The organism is Dokdonella sp., assembly GCF_035511235.1.
Taxonomy (GTDB): Bacteria; Pseudomonadota; Gammaproteobacteria; order Xanthomonadales; family Rhodanobacteraceae; genus Dokdonella.
This window is the reverse complement of the sequence record NZ_DATKFQ010000034.1, coordinates 15,190-35,248: the sequence shown is the minus strand read 5'-3', so window position 1 is coordinate 35,248 and position 20,059 is coordinate 15,190. Positions and strand designations below refer to the sequence as shown.

The window sequence follows — 20,059 nt, the reverse complement described above, 5'->3', positions numbered from 1 at the left end:
CCGCCTGCGCCACGAGTCGTCGTCCGTGCAGTATCCGAGCCGGCCGGCTGCGATTACGATCGGGCAGACGCGCAGGGTGCCGGCGCCCGGCGGACCCGGAGGAGGAAGAGGCGATGCGACGGAATCGAGCCGCGGCTCGGGTGTTGATCGGGATCGCGCTGGCGTCTGCCGTCTTCGCGGGCATGTATCGCTGGCAGCACGCATCGTCCGGGACGGCTGACGCGCCCGCGTCCACCGCGGCGGCGGTCGTGCCGACCGCGATGCCGTCGCCGCCCGATGTGGCCCCCGCGACCGGGCCGGCCACGGCCGCCGCGCGCGTGCCGTCGAGCGGGCCGGCGGCGACGTCGGCATCGGCAACCGCAACCGCAACCGCGAACGCAGCTGCACCGGCGCGATCCGGGCCGGCACCGTCCGACCTGGCCGGCCTGGCCGCGCGATCGAACGGCGGCGATGCCGAGGCCTCGTTCGAACTCGCCGGCAAGATCGACCGCTGCCGCAACATCGACCGCCTGCTCGCCGATGCCGAACGGGTCATGCAGCTCAAGCAGGGCACGCACGTGACGGTGTCGTCCGGCGAGTCCGGCGCCGAAACGCCGACGCTCGACGACATGGCGCGCCGTATGCTCGACCGCGTCGATGCCGTGCGCAGCGAATGCGAGACGCTCGGTAGCGCCGACGCGACGCTGACGGCCGCGCAGATGCTGCAGCGGGCGATCGATCAGGGCAGCCTGCAGGCCAAGCTGTGCTATCTGGTCGATCCGCAGCAGTACGCGCCCACCCCGCTCGGCGAAGCCTGGCACGACTGGTATGCACGCTATCGCGAACAGGCCCCCGTGCTGGTCGAGGATCTGGTCGAGGCCGGCGTCGCCGACGGCGTGCTCGCCGCGGGACTGGCCTACTCGGGCGCGCGCGACCTCAACGGCGGGCCGAGCTATCTGCCGTATGCGCTCGGCGAAGACCTGCAGAAGGCGGCCGTCTATCTGCTGTGGCAGCAGCGGTTCGCGCCGGGGGCGCGTGCACAGGCATTCGGCCGGATCATCGCCGATCTGCAGGCGCGGCTCGGGCCGGCCTTCGCGGCCGCCGAAGCCGAAGCGGCCGCCTCGCCGCCGCTCGCCTGGCTGGTCTTCGATGCGAATCCGGCCGAGAACTGCACGGTCAAGCTGTACGTGCGGGCGATGGAGGTACAGGCGCTGGGAGCGTTCTGACGTTGCCTTGATCGCGCTTGCGCAGCTGCTCGCCGATCGCCCAGCGCACATGCTCGCGGACCAGGTCGGAGGCGTCGTCCCGGCGCGCCTGCAGGGCGCGCAGCGTCTCGTCGGAGTAAGGCGCATTGCCGAGCGCGACCGCGATGTTGCGCAGCCAGCCGGCGTAGCCGGTGCGGCGGATCGGCGAGCCTTCGGTACGCTGCTGGAAGTCCGTCTCGCTCCACGCGAACAGATCGACCAGCCGGCTGTCGTCGAGGCGATGCCGCGGCGCGAAGTCCGGCGAGGTCGTCGGCGTCGCGAACTTGTTCCACGGACAGATCAGCTGGCAGTCGTCGCAGCCGAAGATCCGGTTGCCGATCAGCGGGCGCAGCTCGAGCGGGATCGGGCCGCGCGACTCGATCGTCAGATAGGCGATGCAGCGGCGCGCGTCGAGCCGGTTCGGACCGAGGATCGCCTGCGTCGGGCAGATCTCGATGCAACGCGTGCAGCTGCCGCAGTGCGCAGTCGCCGGCGGGTCCAGCGGCAGCGGCAGGTCGGTGAACAGTTCGCCGAGGAAGAACCACGAACCGCCGCGGCTGTCGATCAGGCAGGTGTGCTTGCCGATCCAGCCGATGCCGGCGTTGCGTGCCAGTGCGCGCTCGAGCACCGGCGCCGAGTCGACGAAGGCGCGGTAGCCGAACGGACCGGCCGCCGCCTCGATGCGCTCGGCGAGCTTCTGCAGGCGATTGCGCATCAGCTTGTGATAGTCGCGGCCGAGGGCGTAGCGCGCGACGTAGCCGCGCTCGGCGTCGGCGAGCACGTCCCAGCCGTCGCGCGCGGCGGCCGGCAGATAGTCCATGCGGACCGAAATCACGCGCAGCGTGCCCGGCTGCAGCTCGGCCGGGCGGCTGCGCTTGCTGCCGTGACTGGCCATGTAGGCCATCTCGCCGTGGTGGCCGGCGTCGAGCCAGGCCAGCAGATGCGCCTCGTCCTCGCCGAGCTCGGTACCGCTGATGCCGACATCGCCGAAGCCGAGCTCGCGCGCCCATGCACGCACGTCGCGCGCGAGCGCGTCGTAGTCGATGGCGGGCTGGCCGGGGGCTGGCATCGGATCACTATAATCGTTGCATGGCCGACCCCGCCGTCACCGCGCTTTACACCGCCGATCAGGTCCGCCGGCTCGACCGTGCCGCGATCGAGCGCTGCGGCATCGCCGGCTACACGCTGATGCAGCGGGCCGCGGCGGCGGCGTTCGCCTCGCTGCGCCGGCGCTGGCCGGATGCGCGCCGCCTGTGCCTGTTCGCCGGCACCGGCAACAACGGCGGCGATGCCCTGCTGGTCGGCGTCGCGGCATTGCAGGCCGGTCTGTCGGTCGAGGCCGTGCTGCCGCGGCCGTCGCGCGGCGAGGACGCCTGCCGCGCGCGCGAAGCGTATGCCGCCGCCGGCGGCCGTTTCGTCGGCGACGCCGCGACGCAGCTGCCGGAGGCCGACGTCTACGTCGACGGCCTGTTCGGCACCGGGCTGGACCGCGCGCCGGCCGGCGCCGAGGCGGCCTGGATCGAACGGCTCAACGCATCCGCGCGGCCGGTCTTCGCACTCGATCTGCCGTCGGGACTGTCGGCCGATACCGGCCAGCCGCTCGGTGCGGCCGTGCGTGCGACGGCGACGATCAGCTTCGTCGGATGGAAGCGCGGCCTGTTCACGGCCGCCGGCGCCGACTGCGGCGGCGAACGCGAACTGGCCACGCTGATGCTGCCGGATGCCGCCTATGCCGGCGTCGAGCCCGACGCGCAGCTGCTCGACGCAGGCATCGCCGGCCGGCTGCCGCCGCGTGCCGGCGACGTCAACAAGGGCAGCTTCGGCCATGTGCTCGCGATCGGCGGCGATCACGGCATGGGCGGCGCGATCCGCCTGGCCGCGGAGGCCGCGCTGCGCTGCGGAGCGGGCCGCGTCAGCGTCGCCACGCGCGCCGGACAGGTCGGCGCGATCAATGCCGCGCGTCCCGAGCTGATGGCGCACGGCGTCGACGGCCTGCCGGCGCTGGCGCCGCTGCTCGACCGCGCCGACGTGATCGCGCTCGGGCCCGGCCTCGGCCAGGGCGCCTGGTCGCACGCCTTGTGGGATCGTGCGCTCGCCTCGGCGCGGCCGGCGGTGATCGACGCCGACGCGCTGAACCTGCTCGCGCGGCAGCCGGCCGCCGTGTCGGCCGGCAGCGTGCTGACGCCGCATCCGGGCGAGGCCGCGCGCCTGCTCGGCTGCGCGGCGGCCGAGATCCAGGCCGATCGCTACGCCGCGGTGCGGCGGCTCGCCGCGCAGCATCGCGCGGTCGTCGTGCTGAAGGGCGCCGGCAGCCTGATCGCGCATCCGGACGGCCGCGTCGCGGTCTGTCCGTGGGGCAACCCCGGCATGGCCACGGCCGGCATGGGCGACGTGCTGACCGGCGTGATCGCGGCGCTGCTCGCGCAGCGGCTCGATGCCTGGGACGCGGCGCGATTCGGCGTGGCGCTGCACGCGCGCGCCGGCGATCGGGCCGCCGGCGTGCAGCCGCGCGGCCTGCTCGCGACGGATCTGTTCGATCCGCTGCGCCTGCTCGTCAACCGGTTCGCGCCGTGATCGCGGCGCTGCGCGGGTCGGTCGACGAGGCCGGGCTGACCGCGCTGGCCGCGGCGCTGGCGCCGGCGCTGCGCGGTGGCGGCGTCGTCCATCTGCGCGGCGATCTCGGCGCCGGCAAGACCACGTTCGCGCGCGCGCTGCTGCGTGCACTCGGTGTCGGTCAGCGCGTCAAGAGTCCGACCTACAGCCTGATCGAGTCTTACCAGGTCGGCGAGCGCGCACTGCATCACCTGGATCTGTACCGCATCGCCGATCCGGGCGAGCTGGAGTGGCTCGGACTGCCCGATCTGGCCGATCCGGCCGCGCTATTGCTGGTCGAGTGGCCCGAGCGCGGCGGCGCGGCGCTGCCGCCGCCGGACCTGGTCGTGCGGCTCGATCATGCCGGTTCGCGGCGCGATTTCAGCCTCACGCCGGCCAGCGCCCGTGGGGCGGACTGGATCGCGCCAGGCCTCGATGCGGCGGTCCAGACCTGAATCTTTAGTCAGGAATGTCCTGCAGCTTATGGATTTGAAAAGAAAAATAGCTTGAAATTTTGCGAATCCTGGAGTTCAATCGCGACCTATGCGATTGGGGAGACTTCCAGCGCGCATTCTCACCACCTGGGCGCTGCTGCTCGGCGCCGCCGCGTCCGCGCAGGCGGCCGACATCAAGGCGCTGCGGATTTGGGAAGGCCCCGACTACACGCGCGCCGTGTTCGACGTCAGCGGCCCGCTCGACTACAAGCTGTTCGAGCTCAGCGATCCGGGCCGCATCGTGATCGACGTCCGTGACGGCCGCATCGCCGAAGGACTCGGCGCGCCGAGCGCCAAGGGCATGCTCAAGGCCGTGCGGATCGGCAAGCAGGGCAAGAACGATGCGCGCATCGTGCTCGATCTCGGCGCCGAGGTGCGGCCCAAGAGCTTCCTGCTGCCGCCGGCCGAGAAGCTCGGCTACCGCCTGGTCGTGGACCTCTATCCGAAGCAGAAGCCGGCGCCGGTCAAGACCGTCAAGCAGGTGCTGCCCGGCGAGCCGCGCCCGGTCGTGATCGCGATCGACGCCGGCCACGGCGGCGAGGACCCCGGCGCGCTCGGCGCGACCGGCTCGCACGAGAAGAACATCACCTTGCAGGTCGCGCGCGAGCTCAAGCGGCAGATCGACCGCGAGCCCGGCATGAGCGCTATCCTGACCCGCGACGGCGACTACTACGTCAAGCGCGAGGACCGCTACCGCAAGGCGCGCGAGGCGCGAGCGGACCTGTTCATCTCGATCCACGCCGACGCCTGTCCGGGTTCGTGCGAGACCGCGCGCGGCTCCTCGGTCTGGGTGCTGTCCACGCGCGGCGCCTCGAGCGAGGCGGCGCGCCGACTGGCCGACCGCGAGAACCGCGCCGACCTGATCGGCGGCGTCTCGCTCGACGACAAGGAGGACAGCCTCGCGGCGGTGCTGCTCGACCTGCAGCAGGGCGCCACGATGGACGCCAGCAACGCGGTCGCCGAGCACGTGCTGGTCGCATTGCGCCAGATCGGACCGACGCACCGGCGCCAGGTCGAGCGCGCCAACTTCGTCGTGCTGCGCTCGCCCGACGTGCCGTCGATCCTCGTCGAGACCGCCTTCATCAGCAATCCGGCCGAGGAGAAGCGGCTGAAGGATTCGGCGCACCGCGAGAAGCTGGCCGCCGCGATCATCGATGGTGCGCGCAACTACTTCCGGATGATGCCGCCGCAGGGCACCTGGTTCGCCGCCAATGCCGACAGGTTCCGCCCGTCGCGCCACGTCGTCGGCCGCGGCGAGACGCTGGCGATCATCGCCGAGCGGCACGGCGTCACGCCGGGCAAGCTGCGCAGCGCGAACAAGCTCGCCAGCGACAGCCTGCGCGTCGGCGACGTACTGGACATCCCGGCCGGCTGAGCGGCCGCTTGGGCTATGATGCACGGACGTCTCGCCGTCCGTGCTCATGCGACGCATCCACGCGCTTCCCCCCGAACTGGTCAACCAGATCGCCGCCGGCGAGGTCATCGAGCGGCCGGCGTCGGTCGTCAAGGAACTGGTCGAGAACAGCCTCGACGCCGGCGCGACGCGCGTGGAGGTCGACATCGAGGACGGCGGCGCCCGTCTGATCCGCGTGCGCGACGACGGCGGCGGCATCGACCCGGACGACCTGCCGCTCGCGATCACCGCGCACGCGACCAGCAAGATCGCCAGCTTCGACGATCTCGAACGCGTCGGCACGCTCGGCTTCCGCGGCGAGGCGCTGCCGTCGATCGCGTCGGTCTCGCGCTTCGCGCTGGCTTCGCGCACCGCCGCCGGTACGACGGCCTGGCGCATCGAGGTGGACGGCGGCCGGCCGTCGCCGCCCAAGCCCGCGCAGCATCCGGTCGGCACCGTCGTCGAGGTGCGCGACCTGTTCTACAACGTGCCGGCACGACGCAAGTTCCTGCGCGCTGAGCGCACCGAGTTCGGCTACATCGACGATCTGATCCGCTCGATCGCGCTGGCGCGCGCCGAGGTCGAGTTCCGTCTCGTCAACAACGGCAAGCCGCTGCGCCTGCTGCGTCCGGTACGCGGCGAGGGCGATTGGCAGCGCCGCGTCGGCGACGTGCTCGGCAGCGGCTTCGTCGAGCAGAGCCTGCGCGTCGACCACGCCGCGGCCGGCCTGCGTCTGCACGGCTGGGTCGGTCTGCCGACCGCCTCGCGCAGCCAGGCCGACCAGCAGTATTTCCACGTCAACGGCCGCCTGGTCCGCGATCGTCTGGTCGCGCACGCGGTGCGCCAGGCCTATGCCGACGTGCTGTTCCACGGCCGCCATCCGGCCTTCGTGCTGTTTCTCGAGCTCGATCCCGCTCTGGTCGACGTCAACGTGCATCCGGCCAAGCACGAGGTGCGTTTCCGCGAATCGCGGCTGGTGCACGATTTCCTGTACCGCACGCTCGACGAGGCGCTGTCGGCGACACGCGCCGGCCATGCGCTGCCGACGCCGGCGGCGGCTTCCGCGGCCGCGCCGGCAGTGGCGTCGGCCTGGCCGCCCTATCGCCAACAGGGCGGTCTCGGACTCGGTGTGCGCGAACCGCTGGCCGACTACGCGGCCTTGCTCGGCGCGACGCCTTCGGGCGCGAGCGGATCGTTCGATGCGGCGGCCGCCGACCGGATCGGCCGCTTCGAGCCGCATGACGGCGCTGTCGCGGTCGACGGCGCCGCCGCGAGCGAGGGCGACGCCGGGATACCGCCGCTCGGCTTCGCGCTCGCGCAGCTGCATGGCGTCTACATCCTCGCCGAGAACGCGCAGGGTCTGGTCCTGGTCGACATGCACGCCGCGCACGAGCGCATCACCTACGAGAAGCTCAAGCAGGCCCAGGCCGGCGAGGGCATACGCGCGCAACAGTTGCTGGTGCCGCTGACGCTCGCGCTCAGCGAGCGCGAAGCGGCCGCAGTCGAGGAACATGCCGAGCGCTTCGCCGCGCTCGGCTTCGAGGTCGTGCGCAGCGGCCCGCAAGGCGCGCTGGTCAGACGCGTGCCGCTGCTGCTCGAAGGCTCCGACGTCGCCCGCCTGGTCCGCGACGTGATCGCCGATTTCCTCGCGCAGGGCAGCTCGCGCCGGATCGAGGAAGCCGGCAACGAGATCCTCGCGACGATGGCCTGCCACGGCTCGGTGCGCGCCAACCGCCGGCTCGGTCTGCCCGAGATGAATGCGTTGCTGCGCGAGATGGAACGCACCGAGCGTTCGGGCCAGTGCAACCATGGCCGGCCGACCACGGTGCTGCTCGGCATGGGCGATCTGGACCGCCTGTTCCTGCGCGGCCGTTGAGATCGATCGCCGCGCGCATATCCTCATGCCGACGGGCCGCCGGGATGCGCGGGGCCCGGTGGTAAGCTCGCCGCGCATGCCGCTCTCCGGAACCGATGCCATGATCCGCCGCCCGTTCGTACTCGTGACCGCCCTGGTGACCGCCTTGTCCGCCGCCGTATCCGCCGCACCGCCCGACTACGTTAAGCAGGTCGAAACCTGGCGCGCCAAGCGTCTGGAGCGGCTGCAGGCCGCCGACGGCTGGCTCAGCCTGATCGGACTGGACTGGCTGCAGCCCGGCCGCAACACGATCGGCAGCGGCGAGGACAACGACATCGTCCTCAAGGCCGGTCCGGCGCGGCTCGGCCTGGCGACGCTGGCCGACGGCCGCGCCACGCTCGAGCTCGACCCCGCCGCCGACGCGACCGTGGACGGCGCGCCGGCCACGCGCGCGCTGCTGCGCGACGACAGCGCCGAGCAGCCGAGCGTCGTGCGCTTCGGCAGCGCGAGCTTCCTCGTGATCAAGCGCGGCGACCGCTACGCGCTGCGCGTCCGCGACAGCGAGGCGGCCACGCGCAAACACTTCCTCGGCATCGATCAGTACCCGATCGATGCGGCCTGGCGCGTCGAGGCGAAATGGGTCCCGTTCGATCCGCCGCAGACGCTCGACATCCCGAACATCATCGGCACGGTCGACGCGATGACCGTGCCCGGCAAGGCGGTGTTCGAGCGCGACGGCCGCCGCTACGAGCTGCTGCCGGTCGTCGAGGATCCGGACGCGACGCAGCTGTTCTTCATCCTGGCCGATCGCACCAGCGGCAAGGAGACCTACGGCGCCGCGCGCTTCCTCTACGCCGACAAGGCCGAGAACGGGATCGTCGTGCTCGACTTCAACAAGGCCTACAACCCACCGTGCGCGTTCACGCCGTATGCGACCTGTCCGCTCGCACCGCCGGAGAACCGGCTCGCGCTCGCGGTCACCGCCGGCGAGAAGAAATACCGCGGCAGCGATCACTGAGCGCATCGGGGACGGCCGGCTTGCGACCGGTCGCGAACGCCGCTACGGTGCGGCGATGCGTACGCCTCTGCTGCCGCTCGTCCTGAGCCTGTTCCCGATCCTCCTCTGCGGCTGCGAACGCCGCGACGATCCGCCGGCGGTGACGTCGGTGCCGGTCTCGACGCCGGCCGACGCGTTCTTCGCGGCGCTTAGCACCTTGTGCGGACAGGCCTATGCCGGCGCGCTGACCGTCTCCGACGCGCGTGACCGCGAAACCTTCGCCGGCACGCCGGTCGCGCACGTGCGCGAATGCAGCGACGCGGAAATCCGCATTCCGCTGCACGTCGGCGAGGACCGCTCGCGCACCTGGGTCGTCAGCCGCGTCGACGGCGGCCTGCGGCTCAAGCACGACCATCGCCACCGCGACGGCAGCGAGGACCGGCTGACCTGGTACGGCGGCGACAGCCTCGACGGCGGCAGCGGCACCGCGACGCGCCAGGCGTTTCCGGCCGATGCCGAATCCAAGGCGCTGTTCCTGCAGGCCGGCCTGACCGCCTCGGTCGACAACATCTGGGCGCTGGAGGTCGAGCCGGGCGAACGGCTCGCCTACGAGCTGCGCCGCCCGGACCGGCATTTCCGGATCGAGTTCGACCTGTCGCGGCCGGTCGATGCGCCGCCGCCGCCGTGGGGCCACGATTGAGCCGCGCGGCCTGACTGCGGGCGCCGCCGGCGCGGCGCCCGCTCGCAGCTCAACCGAGCGCCTGCGCGTGATGGCGCAGATGGTCTTCGATGAAAGTCTGGATGAAGTAGTAGCTGTGGTCGTAACCCGGCTGCAGACGCAGCGTCAGCGGCTGTCCGGCCGCCTCGGCCGCGGCCGCCAGCAGCTCGGGCTTGAGCTGCGGCTCGAGGAACTTGTCGGCGTCGCCCTGATCGACCAGCAGCGTGCCGTCGAAGCGATGGCCGCTGCGCAGCAGCTCGACCGTGTCGTACGGCTTCCAGGTCTCGCGGTCCTCGCCGAGGTAGCGCGGCAGCGCCTTGAGGCCCCACGGCACCTGCGAGGGGGCGACGATCGGCGCGAACGCCGAGACCGAGCGGTACGTGCCGGGATTCTTCAGCGCGATCGTCAGCGCGCCGTGGCCGCCCATCGAGTGCCCGAAGATGCCGGTACGCGCGGCGTCGGCGGCCGCGAAGCCGGCGCCGATCAGCGCCGGCAGCTCGCGCGTGACGTAGCTGTACATGCGAAAGCGCGGCGCGAACGCCGGCGTGGTCGCGTCGAGATAGAAGCCGGCGGCCTCGCCGAACTCCCAGTCGCCGGTGGCGCCGTCGATGCCGGTATTGCGCGGACTGGTATCGGGCGCGACCAGCATCAGGCCGAGTTCGGCGGCCACGCGCTGCGCGCCGGCCTTGATGATGAAGGTCTCCTCGGTGCAGGTCAGCCCGGCCAGGTAGTACAGCACCGGCACCCGGCCCGACTCGGCCTGCGGCGGCCGGTACACGGCGAACTTCATCGTGCCGCCGGTCTCGCGCGATTCGTGCGAGTAGAAGCCCTGGATGCCGCCGAAGCAGCGCTGCTCGGAAATCGTCTCGAATGTCATGGTACGGCCTCGTTGGAGAATCAGACGGAGCGGGGAGCGAACATGATGACGGCCATGCCGGTCAGCGCGATCGAGGCGCCGACGATGTCCCACGCCGATGGCCGAACGCTATCGACTAGCCACAGCCACGCAAGTGCCACCGCAACATAGACGCCGCCGTACGCGGCGTAGACGCGCCCGGCCGCGGTCGGGTGCAGGCTGAGCAGCCAGACGAACGCGGCCAGCGCGAACGCGGCCGGAATCAGCACCCAGGCGCTCCAGCCCTTGCGCAGCCACAGCCACGGCAGATAGCAGCCGACGATCTCGGCCAGCGCGGTGACGACGAACAGGGCGAACGTGCGGATCATTCCGGGCCGGTCCTCGATGCGTCGTCTGCGTCGATTTGCCGCGCGTCGCGCAGGCGCGCCTGCAGCCGGATCAGCCACAGCGCGACGGCCAGCCAGAGCAGCGCGACGATCACCCAGAGGCCGGCGCGCGCGGCGATGCTGAAGCCGATCGCGCCGAGGCCGATGTAGGTCCAGCTCGAGAGCATGTCGCCGCCGCGATAGACCACGGTGTCGATGAAGTTCTTGGCCTTGTAGCGCGCCTCGCGGTCGACCAGCGTGAACAGCGTCTCGCGCGCCGGCTTGACGAACGCGAACGACATGCCGCGCGTGCCGATCTGGATCGCCGCCAGCAGCAGCGCGCCGTGCGCCAGCGCCAGGCTGCCCAGGCCGATCGCGGCCGCGACGGCCGGCACCAGCAGCAGCGGCCCGACGCCGTAGCGCGCCAGCAGGACGCGCGTGACGAGCAGCTGGGCCAGCAGCACGACCACGTTCATCGTCAGGTCGATCATCGCGAAGTACTGGTTGCGCGCCGCGTAGTCCAGGCCGAGCGCGCGCACCGTGTCGGCCTGCGAACTGTAGAGCAGCACGCCGATGCTGACGCCGCAGAACATGTGCAGCACCAGCGCGAACAAGATCGGGCTGCGGAACACCATCTTGGCGCCGCCGATGATCGAACCGCCGATCAGGCGGTCGCCGTCCTCGCGGCCCTCGAGCGCCTCCTGACGGCGCGCCCACGGGATCAGTCGCAGCAGGCAGGCCAGGCACACGCCGTAGAACGCGGCCGAGACCAGCATCAGGCCGCCGGCGTCGACGTGGCGGACCAGGGCCAGCGAGGCGACCGGTCCCAGGATCGCGCCCATCGTGCCGCCGGCGGCGATCACCGCATAGAAGCGCCGCGCCTGCTGGTTGACGAAGATGTCGGCCATGAAGCTCCAGAACACCGCATCGGTGAACAGGTTGATGACCGACAGGAAGATCGAGAAGCCGATCGCGACGCGCGGGCTCATGTCGCGTCCGACCAGCAGTGCGAACAGCACCAGCATCGCGATCACGAACGCGTAGATCGCCGGCATGAAGTGCCGCCGCGCGACCCGCGCGACCAATGCGCCGTACAGCGGCGTCAGCAGCAGCATGCAGACGAACACCGACGTGAACACGGTCGGGATCATGCGCGCGCCGTCGGCGCTGATCAGCGCCTCGCGCACCGAGCGCAGGATGTAGTAGCCGAACAGCTGCGAGAAGAAGAACACGAACGACCAGGCCAGTGCCACGCGCTCGCGGCGGTCCGCGCCGGCGATCAACGCGTGCCAGCCGGTATCGTGCTTGGGCTCCCCAGTCGCCGTCATCGAGATCATCCGGTGCGCAGGCCGGTGCCGCCGCGACCGGCGGGCAGCGGATCGGCATCAGGATGCGCCGCGCACGCTAACATTGTATGTCCGCTCCGGCCACACCTCGTTCGAGCATGGCGATCGCACTGCGTGGTCTGTACCTGTATCCGCTCAAATCCTGCGCGCCGCTGGCGCAGCCGGTCGCGACGGTCGAGCCGCGCGGCCTGGCCGGCGACCGGCGCTGGATGGTGGTCGACGCTGCCGGCCGTTTCGTGACGGGCCGCCAGCAGCCGCGGCTGACGCTGATCCGCGCCCGGCCCGACGCTGCCGATGCATTGCAGCTGGACGCACCGGGCATGCCGTCGCTGCGGCTTGCGGCGATGCGCGACCGCGCGCGCGTCGCCGCTACGGTATGGGGCAGCACGGTCGCGTCGCTGCCGGCCGCGCCCGAAGCCGATGCCTGGATCGCGCGCTTTCTCGATCAGCCCGCGCGCTTCGTGCACATGGACGAGGCCGCGCTGCGTCCGGTCGATCCGGACTACGGCGACGCTGCGGTCAGCTATGCCGACGGATTTCCGCTGCTGCTGATCTCCGCGGCGGCGATGGACGGTCTCAACGCGCGGCTCGCGCGTCCGCTGTCGGTGCTGCGCTTCCGGCCGAACCTGGTCGTCGACGGGACCGAGGCACATGTCGAGGACGGCTGGAAGCGCATCCGCATCGGCGAGGTCGCCTTCGATGTGGTCAAGCCATGCACGCGCTGCGTGTTCACGACGGTCGATTTCGAGCGCGGCGAGCGCGACGCCGACGGCGAGCCGCTGCGCACCCTGATCGGCTATCGGCGCGGACCGGACGGCGTGACGTTCGGCCAGAACCTGATTCCGCGCGGAGGTGGGCGCATCGGCGTCGGCGATCCGGTCGAGGTACTGGCCTGAAACGACGAACCCCGCCGGTGGGCGGGGCTCGTGGTACGTGGCGATGCGCGCATGCCCGCGCGCGGACGGCCGGTCAGCGCTTGGAAACCGGCACGTAGTCGCGCTGCACGGAGCCGGTGTAGATCTGGCGCGGACGGCCGATCTTCGCGTCCGGCGTGACGTGCTGCTCGAGCCAGTGCGCGACCCAGCCGGCGGTGCGCGCGATCGCGAACATCACCGTGAACATCTCGGTCGGGATCTTCAGCGCCTTGTAGATGATGCCCGAGTAGAAATCGACGTTCGGGTAGAGCTTGCGCTCGATGAAGTACGGATCCTTCAGCGCGACCTCCTCGAGCGCGACCGCGACGTCGAGCAGCGGATCGCTGACGTTGAGGTCGGCCAGCACCTTGTGGGTCATCTCGCGGATGATCGTCGCGCGCGGATCGAAGTTCTTGTAGACGCGGTGGCCGAAGCCCATCAGGCGGAAGCCGGAGTTCTTGTCCTTGGCCTTGGCGACCGCGCTGGCGACGTTCTTGGCGTCGCCGATCTCCTCGAGCATCTTCAGCACCGCCTCGTTGGCGCCGCCGTGGGCCGGTCCCCACAGCGCGGCGATGCCGGCCGAGACGCAGGCATACGGATTGGCACCGGTCGAGCCGACCAGGCGCACCGTCGAGGTCGACGCGTTCTGCTCGTGATCGGCGTGCAGGATGAACAGCAGATCCAGCGCCTTGGCGACGACCGGATTGAGCTCGAGCGGCTCGCTCGGCACCTCGAACATCATGTGCAGGAAGCGCGTGACGTACTCGAGATTGTTGCGCGGATAGCGGAACGGCCAGCCGATGCCGTAGCGGTACGCCGCCGCGGCGATCGTCGGCACCTTGGCGATCAGGCGGATCGCGGCGAGGCGCCGCTGCTCCGGATCGTTCATGTCGAGCGTGTCGTGGTAGAACGCCGACAGCGACGCCACCGAGCCGCACAGCATCGCCATCGGGTGCGCGTCGTAATGGAAGCCGTTGAGAAAGTTCTTCAGCGACTCGTGCATCATCGTGTGATGCGCGACCTCATGCTCGAACCCGCGGAACTGCTCGCCGTTCGGCAGCTCGCCGTTGATCAGCAGGTAGGCCACCTCGAGAAAGCTCGACTGCTTGGCGAGCTGCTCGATCGGGTAGCCGCGATAGAGCAGGATGCCCTGGTCGCCGTCGATGTAGGTGATCGCGCTGCGCGTGCTAGCGGTCGAGACGAAGCCGGGATCGTAGGTGAAGTAGCCGGTTTCCTTGTTCAGCTTGCCGATGTCGAGGGCAGGATCACCCAGGGTTCCGGAGACGACCGGGAGCGCGACGCTCTTGCTGGTGGCGGCATCGGTGAGCGTGACGGAAGGTTCGGACACGGGAGTTCCTCGCTGCTGAGGGTCCGCCGGCATGTTGCGACGCAAACAAGCGGACCCGGTATGACGGGTGGCCTCGATATCGACAGCCCTGGCGTCGATCGGCAGCGCCCGCGGTACCGCGGGAAAGGTGCCGATCGCGGAGCGGGATTATCTCACAGTTGAATGTGGCGTTTTGATGGTGCGCAGCCACATCGGGACGCATCGGCCGGCGCCGGGCACGCAAAAACGCCCGGACGCGCGAGCGTCCGGGCGGAGCAGGGATCAAGCGAAGCGCGGCCGGCGCGATGCGCCGGGACCGCGCGGGCTGCGGCCGATCAGGCCTTGCCGGCGGCGTAACGCTTGCGGAACTTGTCGACGCGACCGCCGACGTCGGCGACCTTCTGCTTGCCGGTGTAGAACGGGTGCGAGTGGCTGGAGATTTCCACCTTGATCAGCGGGTACTCCTCGCCGTCTTCCCACTTGACGGTTTCCTTGCTGGTCATCGTCGACCGGGTCAGGAACGAGAAATCGCTGGCCAGGTCCTGGAAGACCACGGACTGGTACTTGGGATGGGCGTCGGGTTTCATCGTGCGGCTCCAGGACGGACCGGGTTGAAAGAGAGCCGCGCATGATAGCGGCTGCCGTTCCGGTGCGCAATCGACCGGTGCCGGCCCGAAGGCCGGGCTGGAAAGCCCCGCGCGCGGCGGAATCGTACGGCGCGAGGGCCGGCCCAGCGGCGTCGTCAGGCCCGCCCGCGTCGCCGGAGGCCCTGCATGTCGTCGATGTCCGGTTCCCGCATCTCAGGCGCCGGCGTAGCGCGCGGCACCGCCGACCCAGCGTTCGATCAGCCGCTCGACGCGATCCGGCGCGGTTTCGGCCAGCCGGTCGGCCATGCGATGCACGTCCGGCAGCAGGCCGGCATCGCGCACCACGTCGGCCACGCGCAGCTCGATCTGGCCGGTCTGGCGCGTGCCGAGCACCTCGCCCGGACCGCGCAGACGCAGATCCTGCTCGGCGATGCGGAAGCCGTCGCAGGTCTCGCGCATCGTGTCCAGGCGCGCACGCGCCAGCGCGCCGAGCGGCGGCCGGTACAGCAGCACGCAGCTCGACGCGCGGCTGCCGCGCCCGACCCGGCCGCGCAGCTGGTGCAGCTGGGCCAGGCCGAGCCGCTCGGCGTTCTCGATGACCATCAGGCTGGCATTGGGCACGTCCACGCCGACCTCGATCACGGTGGTGGCGACCAGCACGTGCAGCTCGCCGGCCGCGAACGCCTGCATCGCGCGCGCCTTCTCGGCCGGCTTCAGGCGGCCGTGCACGAGGCCGACGCGCAATCCCGGCAGCGCGGCCGTCAGCTCGGCGTGCGCGACCTCGGCGGCCTGCGCCTCGAGCTGGCCGGATTCCTCGATCAGCGTGCAGACCCAGTAGGCCTGGCGGCCGTCGATGCAGGCAGCGCGGATCCGCTCCACGACCTCGTGACGGCGCGCGTCGGAGATCGCGACGGTCTGCACCGGCGTGCGGCCGGGCGGCAGCTCGTCGATGACCGATACGTCCAGATCCGCGTACTGGGTCATCGCCAGCGTGCGCGGAATCGGCGTGGCCGTCATCACCAGCTGATGCGGCACGTGGCCGGCGCTGCGTCCCTTGTCGCGCAGCGCCAGGCGCTGGTGCACGCCGAAACGATGCTGCTCGTCGATGATCGCCAGGCCCAGCCGCGCGAAGCGCACGCCTTCCTGCATCAGCGCATGGGTGCCGATCACCAGCGCGCTGCCCGATGCGACCGCCTCGAGCGCGGCCGCGCGCGTCTTGCCGGCGACCTTGCCGCCGAGCCAGACCGGTGTCACGCCGAGCGGCTCGAGCCAGCCGCGGAACGCGCGCAGGTGCTGCTCGGCGAGCAGCTCGGTCGGCGCCATCACGGCGGCCTGCTGGCCGGCCTCGACCGCGCCCAGCGCGGCCAGTGCGGCGACGATCGTCTTGCCGGAGCCGACGTCGCCCTGCACCAGACGCAGCATCGGCTGGGTGCGGCCGAGGTCGGCCTGGATCTCGGCATCGACCCGCTGCTGCGCGCCGGTCAGCCGAAACGGCAGGCGCTCGATCAGCGCCGCGCGCAGACGGCCGGGGCCGGCCAGCCGTGGCGCGGTCTGGCTGCGGATGCGCGCGCGCAGGCGTTTCAGGATCAGGTTCTGCGCGAGCAGCTCCTCGAACGCGAGCCGCCGCTGGGCCGGATGGATGCCCGCGGCGAGCAGATCGCGGTCGACGTCGGGCGGCGGGCGATGCACGGTCAGCAGCGCCTGGCGCAGGTCGGCGATGCCGAGCGGCGCGAGCAGATCGACCGGGATCAGTTCGAGCTCGTCGACCGGCGGCAGCCGCTCCAGCGCGCGCGCGACGACGCCGGCCAAGCGCTTCTGGCCGAGGCCCTCGGTGGTCGGATAGATCGGCGTCAGCGAGGCTTCGACGCCGCCGATCTCGTCCTCGGCGAGGCGCTGGTACTGCGGATGGACGATCTCCAGGCCGCTGCCGCCCTGGCGCACCTCGCCGTAGCAGCGCAGGCGCGTGCCCGGCGCGAGCTGGGCCATCTGCGCGGCGCGGAAATGGAAGAAGCGCAAGATCAGCGTCGCGCGGCTGCCGTCGCCGATCGCGACGCGCAACTGCGGGCGGTAGCGGAAGCCGCGTTCGACCGCCTCGACGCGGCCCTCGATCAGCGCCGAGGTGCCGGCACGAAGATCGCCGATCGGCGTGACGCGGGTGCGGTCCTCGTAGCGCAGCGGCAGGTGGAACCACAGATGCTGGATACGCGTCAGGCCCAGCCGCTCGAGCGCCTGCGCCAGCGCTGGTCCGACGCCGGGCAGGTCGGTGATCGGCGCGAGGCCGGGATCGGGCGATCCCGGCCGGGGCTTGGCGGCGCTGGCCATCGCGCGCGACCGGCGCGTCTCAGCCGAGCACGAGGATCGCGTCCACTTCGACGTTGGCGCCGCGCGGCAGCGCGCTGACCTGGATCGTCGACCGTGCCGGATACGGTGCGCTGAAGTAGTCCTTCATGACTTCGTTGACGGTCGCGAAGTCGCCGAGGTCGGTCAGATAGATGCCGATGCGGACCAGGCCGGCGAGCGAGCCGCCGGCCGCTTCGCAGACCGCGCGCAGATTGTCGAAGACGCGGCGCGTCTGCGTGGCGATGTCGCCGTCGATCAGCGTGCCGGTGGCCGGATCGAGCGGGATCTGGCCGGACAGATACACGGTGTCGCCGGCGCGCACGGCCTGGGAGTAGGGGCCGATGGCCTGGGGTGCCGCGTCGGTCTGGATGATCGTTCGCATGGTGTTCGTGGTGAGCTGATGGGGGCGCCGCCGGACGGCGGCGTGGCTGCATTATCCCGCAACGCGATCCCGCGACGCGCTCAGACCGGGTGGCGATGGACCGAATTGACGACGCCCAGGCGCCGCACGTGGCGCATCACGTCGGCCAGGTGCTTGCGGTTCTTGACCTCGATCGTGAAGACCAGCATCGCGTTCATCAGATCGCGCTCCTGGTATTCGACGTTCTCGATGTTCGACGCCGAGTCGGCGATCGCGGTGGCCACCTGCGCGAGCACGCCGGGCCGGTTGTGCGCGCTGACGCGCAGCTCGACGCGGTAGTCGCCGGCGACCTCGCGGTCCCAGTCGATCTCGATGCAGCGCTCGGGCGACTTGCGGAACTCGGGCACGTTCGGGCACTCGAGCCGGTGCACGACGACGCCCTTGCCGGCCGACAGATAGCCCATGATCGGATCGCCCGGGACCGGATGGCAGCAGTTGCCGAAGCTCAGCACGCCGCGCTCGGTGCCGGTGATCAGGATCTTCTCGCTGACCGTGTGCGCGGTCATCGCCGGATGGCCCTGCAGCATCAGCAGGCTGCGCGCGACGGTATCGGGCATGCGGTTGCCGAGCGCGATGTCGGCGAGCAGTTCCTCGAGCCGCTTGAAGCGGTTGTCGGCGAGAAAGCGCTCGAGCACCGGCCGGCGCACCAGGTCGAGCGAGGCGCCGAGGCCGTCGAGCGCGCGGTCGAGCATGCGATGCCCGAAGTCGACCGCGTCCTCGTGCTGCAGGCGCTTGAGGTGATGGCGGATCGCGGTACGCGCCTTGCCGGAGACCACCCATTCCAGCCACTGCGGACTCGGCGCCGCCGACGGCGCGGTGATGATCTCCACCGCCTGGCCGCTGACCAGGCGCGTGCGCAGCGGCACCAGGCGCTCGTCGATGCGCGCGGCCACGGCGTGGTCGCCGACGTTGGTGTGCACGGCGTAGGCGAAATCGAGCGCGGTCGCGTTGCGCGGCAGCGCGAGGATGCGGCCCTTGGGCGTGAACAGGTAGACCTCGTCCGGGAACAGGTCGACCTTGACGTTCTCGATGAACTCGATCGACGAGGGGATCACGCGCTGCTCGTCGACCAGGCCCGACAGCCACTCGCGTGCGCGGTTCTGCGCGTTGTTCGACGCGCCCGACTCGTTCTTGTACGCCCAGTGCGCGGCGATGCCGCGCTCGGCGACGCTGTTCATGTCTTCGGTGCGGATCTGGATCTCGATCGGCATGCCGAACGGCCCGAACAGCACGGTGTGCAGCGACTGGTAGCCGTTGGCCTTCGGGATCGCGATGAAATCCTTGAAGCGGCCGTCGAGCGGCTTGTACAGCGCGTGGATCGTGCCGAGCGCGTGATAGCACTCCATGACGCTGTCGACGACGACGCGGAAGCCGAACACGTCCATGACCTGCGCGAACGACTTGGCGTCGTTGCGCATCTTCATGTAGACGCTGTACGGCGACTTGATCCGGCTGACGATGCGGTGCTGGATGCGTTCGGCGCCGAGCCGCGTCTCCAGCTCGGACTCGATCCGCTTCATCGCCTCGCGCCGGTTGCCGGCCGAGGCGCGCACGCGCGCGCCGATGATGCGGTGGCGGTCCGGATACAGCGCACGGAAGCCGAGGTCCTGCAGCTCGGACTTGAACTTGTTCATGCCCAGGCGCTGCGCGATCGGCGCGTAGATGTCGAGCGTCTCGCGCGCGATGCGGCGGCGCGACTCGGGCGCCATCGAGCCGAGCGTGCGCATGTTGTGCAGACGGTCGGCGAGCTTGATCAGGATCACGCGCAGGTCGCGCGCCATCGCCAGCAGCATCTTGCGGAAGCTCTCGGCCGCCGCCTCCTGGCGCGTGCGGAAGCGCACGTTGTCGAGCTTGGTGACGCCGTCGACCAGCTCCGCCACGGTCTCGCCGAACTGCTCGACCAGTTCCTCGCGCGTCAGCGGCGTGTCTTCGAGGGTGTCGTGCAGGATCGCCGCGATGATCGTCTCGGCGTCCATGCCGAGGTCGGCGAGGATCGTCGCCACCGCGACCGGATGGGTGATGTACGGCTCGCCGCTCTTGCGGGTCTGGCCGGCGTGGGCATGGTCGCCGGCGACGTAGGCCAGACGGACGCGCGCGACCTGCTCCGCGGGCAGGTAGGTCGCCAGCCGCTGTTCCAGCGCGACCACGTCCGGCGGCATGGCGCCGGGCGCGGCGGGCGGGATCTTGGCGGCAGCGTCCACGATGGTCGCCCGCTCGTTTCAGCGCATGGCGCTACACGGCGGGCGTCGGCTCACAGGTCGTCTCCGCCCTTGGACAGGTCGTCGTCGACCTCGGCGGCGGCCCATTCGAGCGCCTCGCGCTCGGCCTTTTCGCGTGCCAGACGGTCGATCTCGTCGATCATCGGCTGGTCGACCTTGCGTTCGGCGATCTCGCGCAGCGCGACGACGGTGGGCTTGTCGTTGTTGCTGTCGACGACGCTGTCGGCGCCCTTGGCCAGCTGACGGGCGCGTTTGGTCGCCATCAGCACGAGTTCGAAGCGGTTGTCGACCACTTCGAGGCAATCTTCAACGGTGATACGGGCCATCGTTTATCCTCGACATCAAAACTGGCGCCAATTCATGGCGTTATCTGGCCGCATTGTAGCGGTCGCCGATTGTGCGGTGCAAACAT

General features: G+C 70.8%; 18 protein-coding genes. 8 read left to right on the top strand and 10 right to left on the bottom strand.

Annotation, left to right across the window (positions count from 1 at the left end; genetic code table 11):
* The first annotated feature begins 248 nt into the window (after positions 1 to 248).
* On the top strand, positions 249 to 1,205 hold the full coding sequence (locus VMR06_RS13915; protein WP_325377296.1) for a hypothetical protein: 957 nt from the start codon (positions 249 to 251) through the stop codon (positions 1,203 to 1,205).
* Here the strand turns inward: VMR06_RS13915 and queG are convergent.
* On the bottom strand, positions 1,156 to 2,292 hold the full coding sequence (queG, locus tag VMR06_RS13910) for a tRNA epoxyqueuosine(34) reductase QueG (RefSeq protein ID WP_325377294.1): 1,137 nt from the start codon (positions 2,290 to 2,292) through the stop codon (positions 1,156 to 1,158). The genes VMR06_RS13915 and queG overlap by 50 nt on opposite strands.
* 20 nt (positions 2,293 to 2,312) lie before the next feature.
* Between queG and VMR06_RS13905 the strand changes: the two genes are divergently transcribed.
* The 6 genes from VMR06_RS13905 to VMR06_RS13880 all read left to right on the top strand — a co-directional run bounded on the left by VMR06_RS13905 (position 2,313) and on the right by VMR06_RS13880 (position 9,254).
* Positions 2,313 to 3,797 carry an NAD(P)H-hydrate dehydratase gene (locus VMR06_RS13905; protein WP_325377292.1) on the top strand — a complete coding sequence of 495 codons (1,485 nt, stop codon included), beginning with the start codon at positions 2,313 to 2,315 and terminating at the stop codon, positions 3,795 to 3,797.
* Positions 3,794 to 4,270, top strand: coding sequence for a tRNA (adenosine(37)-N6)-threonylcarbamoyltransferase complex ATPase subunit type 1 TsaE (gene tsaE, locus VMR06_RS13900; protein WP_325377290.1), 477 nt, complete (start codon positions 3,794 to 3,796; stop codon positions 4,268 to 4,270). The genes VMR06_RS13905 and tsaE overlap by 4 nt, the downstream gene beginning before the upstream one ends.
* A gap of 88 nt (positions 4,271 to 4,358) precedes the next feature.
* Entirely contained in the window at positions 4,359 to 5,684 is a 1,326-nt protein-coding gene (locus VMR06_RS13895) for an N-acetylmuramoyl-L-alanine amidase (protein ID WP_325377288.1), read from the top strand.
* A 46-nt stretch (positions 5,685 to 5,730) separates the two neighbouring features.
* Complete coding sequence (gene mutL, locus VMR06_RS13890) at positions 5,731 to 7,578, top strand: DNA mismatch repair endonuclease MutL (RefSeq protein WP_325377286.1); 1,848 nt, start codon at positions 5,731 to 5,733, stop codon at positions 7,576 to 7,578.
* A gap of 100 nt (positions 7,579 to 7,678) precedes the next feature.
* On the top strand, positions 7,679 to 8,575 hold the full coding sequence (locus VMR06_RS13885; RefSeq protein WP_325377284.1) for a DUF1684 domain-containing protein: 897 nt from the start codon (positions 7,679 to 7,681) through the stop codon (positions 8,573 to 8,575).
* A gap of 55 nt (positions 8,576 to 8,630) precedes the next feature.
* Entirely contained in the window at positions 8,631 to 9,254 is a 624-nt protein-coding gene (locus tag VMR06_RS13880; protein WP_325377282.1) for a hypothetical protein, read from the top strand.
* 49 nt (positions 9,255 to 9,303) lie between these two features.
* Here the strand turns inward: VMR06_RS13880 and fghA are convergent, their stop codons facing one another.
* From fghA to VMR06_RS13865, 3 genes are read right to left on the bottom strand one after another with little or no spacing between them, the layout of a single operon-like run.
* Positions 9,304 to 10,149: an S-formylglutathione hydrolase gene (fghA, locus tag VMR06_RS13875; protein ID WP_325377280.1), complete on the bottom strand. Its 846-nt coding sequence runs from the start codon at positions 10,147 to 10,149 to the stop codon at positions 9,304 to 9,306.
* Between the two features lie 20 nt (positions 10,150 to 10,169).
* Positions 10,170 to 10,496: a YnfA family protein gene (locus tag VMR06_RS13870; RefSeq protein ID WP_325377278.1), complete on the bottom strand. Its 327-nt coding sequence runs from the start codon at positions 10,494 to 10,496 to the stop codon at positions 10,170 to 10,172.
* Positions 10,493 to 11,821 carry an NTP/NDP exchange transporter gene (locus VMR06_RS13865; protein ID WP_325377275.1) on the bottom strand — a complete coding sequence of 443 codons (1,329 nt, stop codon included), beginning with the start codon at positions 11,819 to 11,821 and terminating at the stop codon, positions 10,493 to 10,495. Before VMR06_RS13865 ends, VMR06_RS13870 begins: the two co-directional genes overlap by 4 nt.
* Positions 11,822 to 11,937: 116 nt before the next feature.
* Here VMR06_RS13865 and VMR06_RS13860 point away from each other — a divergent pair, with 116 nt between their 5' ends.
* Positions 11,938 to 12,735, top strand: coding sequence for an MOSC domain-containing protein (locus tag VMR06_RS13860; RefSeq protein ID WP_325377273.1), 798 nt, complete (start codon positions 11,938 to 11,940; stop codon positions 12,733 to 12,735).
* Positions 12,736 to 12,808: 73 nt separating this feature from the next.
* Here the strand turns inward: VMR06_RS13860 and VMR06_RS13855 are convergent, their stop codons facing one another.
* From VMR06_RS13855 to rpoZ, 6 genes are all read right to left on the bottom strand, one after another.
* On the bottom strand, positions 12,809 to 14,101 hold the full coding sequence (locus VMR06_RS13855) for a citrate synthase (protein WP_325377271.1): 1,293 nt from the start codon (positions 14,099 to 14,101) through the stop codon (positions 12,809 to 12,811).
* Positions 14,102 to 14,415: 314 nt separating this feature from the next.
* Positions 14,416 to 14,667, bottom strand: a complete 252-nt coding sequence (locus tag VMR06_RS13850; protein ID WP_325377269.1) for a type B 50S ribosomal protein L31 — start codon at positions 14,665 to 14,667, stop codon at positions 14,416 to 14,418.
* A gap of 213 nt (positions 14,668 to 14,880) precedes the next feature.
* On the bottom strand, positions 14,881 to 16,989 hold the full coding sequence (gene recG, locus VMR06_RS13845) for an ATP-dependent DNA helicase RecG (protein ID WP_325377267.1): 2,109 nt from the start codon (positions 16,987 to 16,989) through the stop codon (positions 14,881 to 14,883).
* 19 nt (positions 16,990 to 17,008) lie between these two features.
* Positions 17,009 to 17,389, bottom strand: coding sequence for a RidA family protein (locus VMR06_RS13840; protein WP_325377265.1), 381 nt, complete (start codon positions 17,387 to 17,389; stop codon positions 17,009 to 17,011).
* Positions 17,390 to 17,469: 80 nt separating this feature from the next.
* Positions 17,470 to 19,587 (bottom strand): bifunctional (p)ppGpp synthetase/guanosine-3',5'-bis(diphosphate) 3'-pyrophosphohydrolase, encoded by a 2,118-nt coding sequence (locus tag VMR06_RS13835; RefSeq protein ID WP_325377441.1) that lies wholly within the window; start codon positions 19,585 to 19,587, stop codon positions 17,470 to 17,472.
* A 92-nt stretch (positions 19,588 to 19,679) separates the two neighbouring features.
* Positions 19,680 to 19,973, bottom strand: a complete 294-nt coding sequence (rpoZ, locus tag VMR06_RS13830) for a DNA-directed RNA polymerase subunit omega (protein ID WP_067648453.1) — start codon at positions 19,971 to 19,973, stop codon at positions 19,680 to 19,682.
* Positions 19,974 to 20,059 lie beyond the last annotated feature (86 nt).

Excerpts from the sequence above, each read along its gene's own strand:
- queG (WP_325377294.1), bottom strand. The coding sequence starts at position 2,292 with ATGCCAGCCCCCGGCCAGCCCGCCATCGACTACGACGCGCTCGCGCGC.
- VMR06_RS13905 (WP_325377292.1), top strand. The coding sequence starts at position 2,313 with ATGGCCGACCCCGCCGTCACCGCGCTTTACACCGCCGATCAGGTCCGC.
- VMR06_RS13895 (WP_325377288.1), top strand. The coding sequence starts at position 4,359 with ATGCGATTGGGGAGACTTCCAGCGCGCATTCTCACCACCTGGGCGCTG.
- mutL (WP_325377286.1), top strand. The coding sequence starts at position 5,731 with ATGCGACGCATCCACGCGCTTCCCCCCGAACTGGTCAACCAGATCGCC.
- VMR06_RS13885 (WP_325377284.1), top strand. The coding sequence starts at position 7,679 with ATGATCCGCCGCCCGTTCGTACTCGTGACCGCCCTGGTGACCGCCTTG.
- VMR06_RS13880 (WP_325377282.1), top strand. The coding sequence starts at position 8,631 with ATGCGTACGCCTCTGCTGCCGCTCGTCCTGAGCCTGTTCCCGATCCTC.
- fghA (WP_325377280.1), bottom strand. The coding sequence starts at position 10,149 with ATGACATTCGAGACGATTTCCGAGCAGCGCTGCTTCGGCGGCATCCAG.
- VMR06_RS13870 (WP_325377278.1), bottom strand. The coding sequence starts at position 10,496 with ATGATCCGCACGTTCGCCCTGTTCGTCGTCACCGCGCTGGCCGAGATC.
- VMR06_RS13865 (WP_325377275.1), bottom strand. The coding sequence starts at position 11,821 with ATGACGGCGACTGGGGAGCCCAAGCACGATACCGGCTGGCACGCGTTG.
- VMR06_RS13860 (WP_325377273.1), top strand. The coding sequence starts at position 11,938 with ATGGCGATCGCACTGCGTGGTCTGTACCTGTATCCGCTCAAATCCTGC.
- VMR06_RS13850 (WP_325377269.1), bottom strand. The coding sequence starts at position 14,667 with ATGAAACCCGACGCCCATCCCAAGTACCAGTCCGTGGTCTTCCAGGAC.
- recG (WP_325377267.1), bottom strand. The coding sequence starts at position 16,989 with ATGGCCAGCGCCGCCAAGCCCCGGCCGGGATCGCCCGATCCCGGCCTC.
- VMR06_RS13840 (WP_325377265.1), bottom strand. The coding sequence starts at position 17,389 with ATGCGAACGATCATCCAGACCGACGCGGCACCCCAGGCCATCGGCCCC.
- VMR06_RS13835 (WP_325377441.1), bottom strand. The coding sequence starts at position 19,587 with ATGCCGCCGGACGTGGTCGCGCTGGAACAGCGGCTGGCGACCTACCTG.
- rpoZ (WP_067648453.1), bottom strand. The coding sequence starts at position 19,973 with ATGGCCCGTATCACCGTTGAAGATTGCCTCGAAGTGGTCGACAACCGC.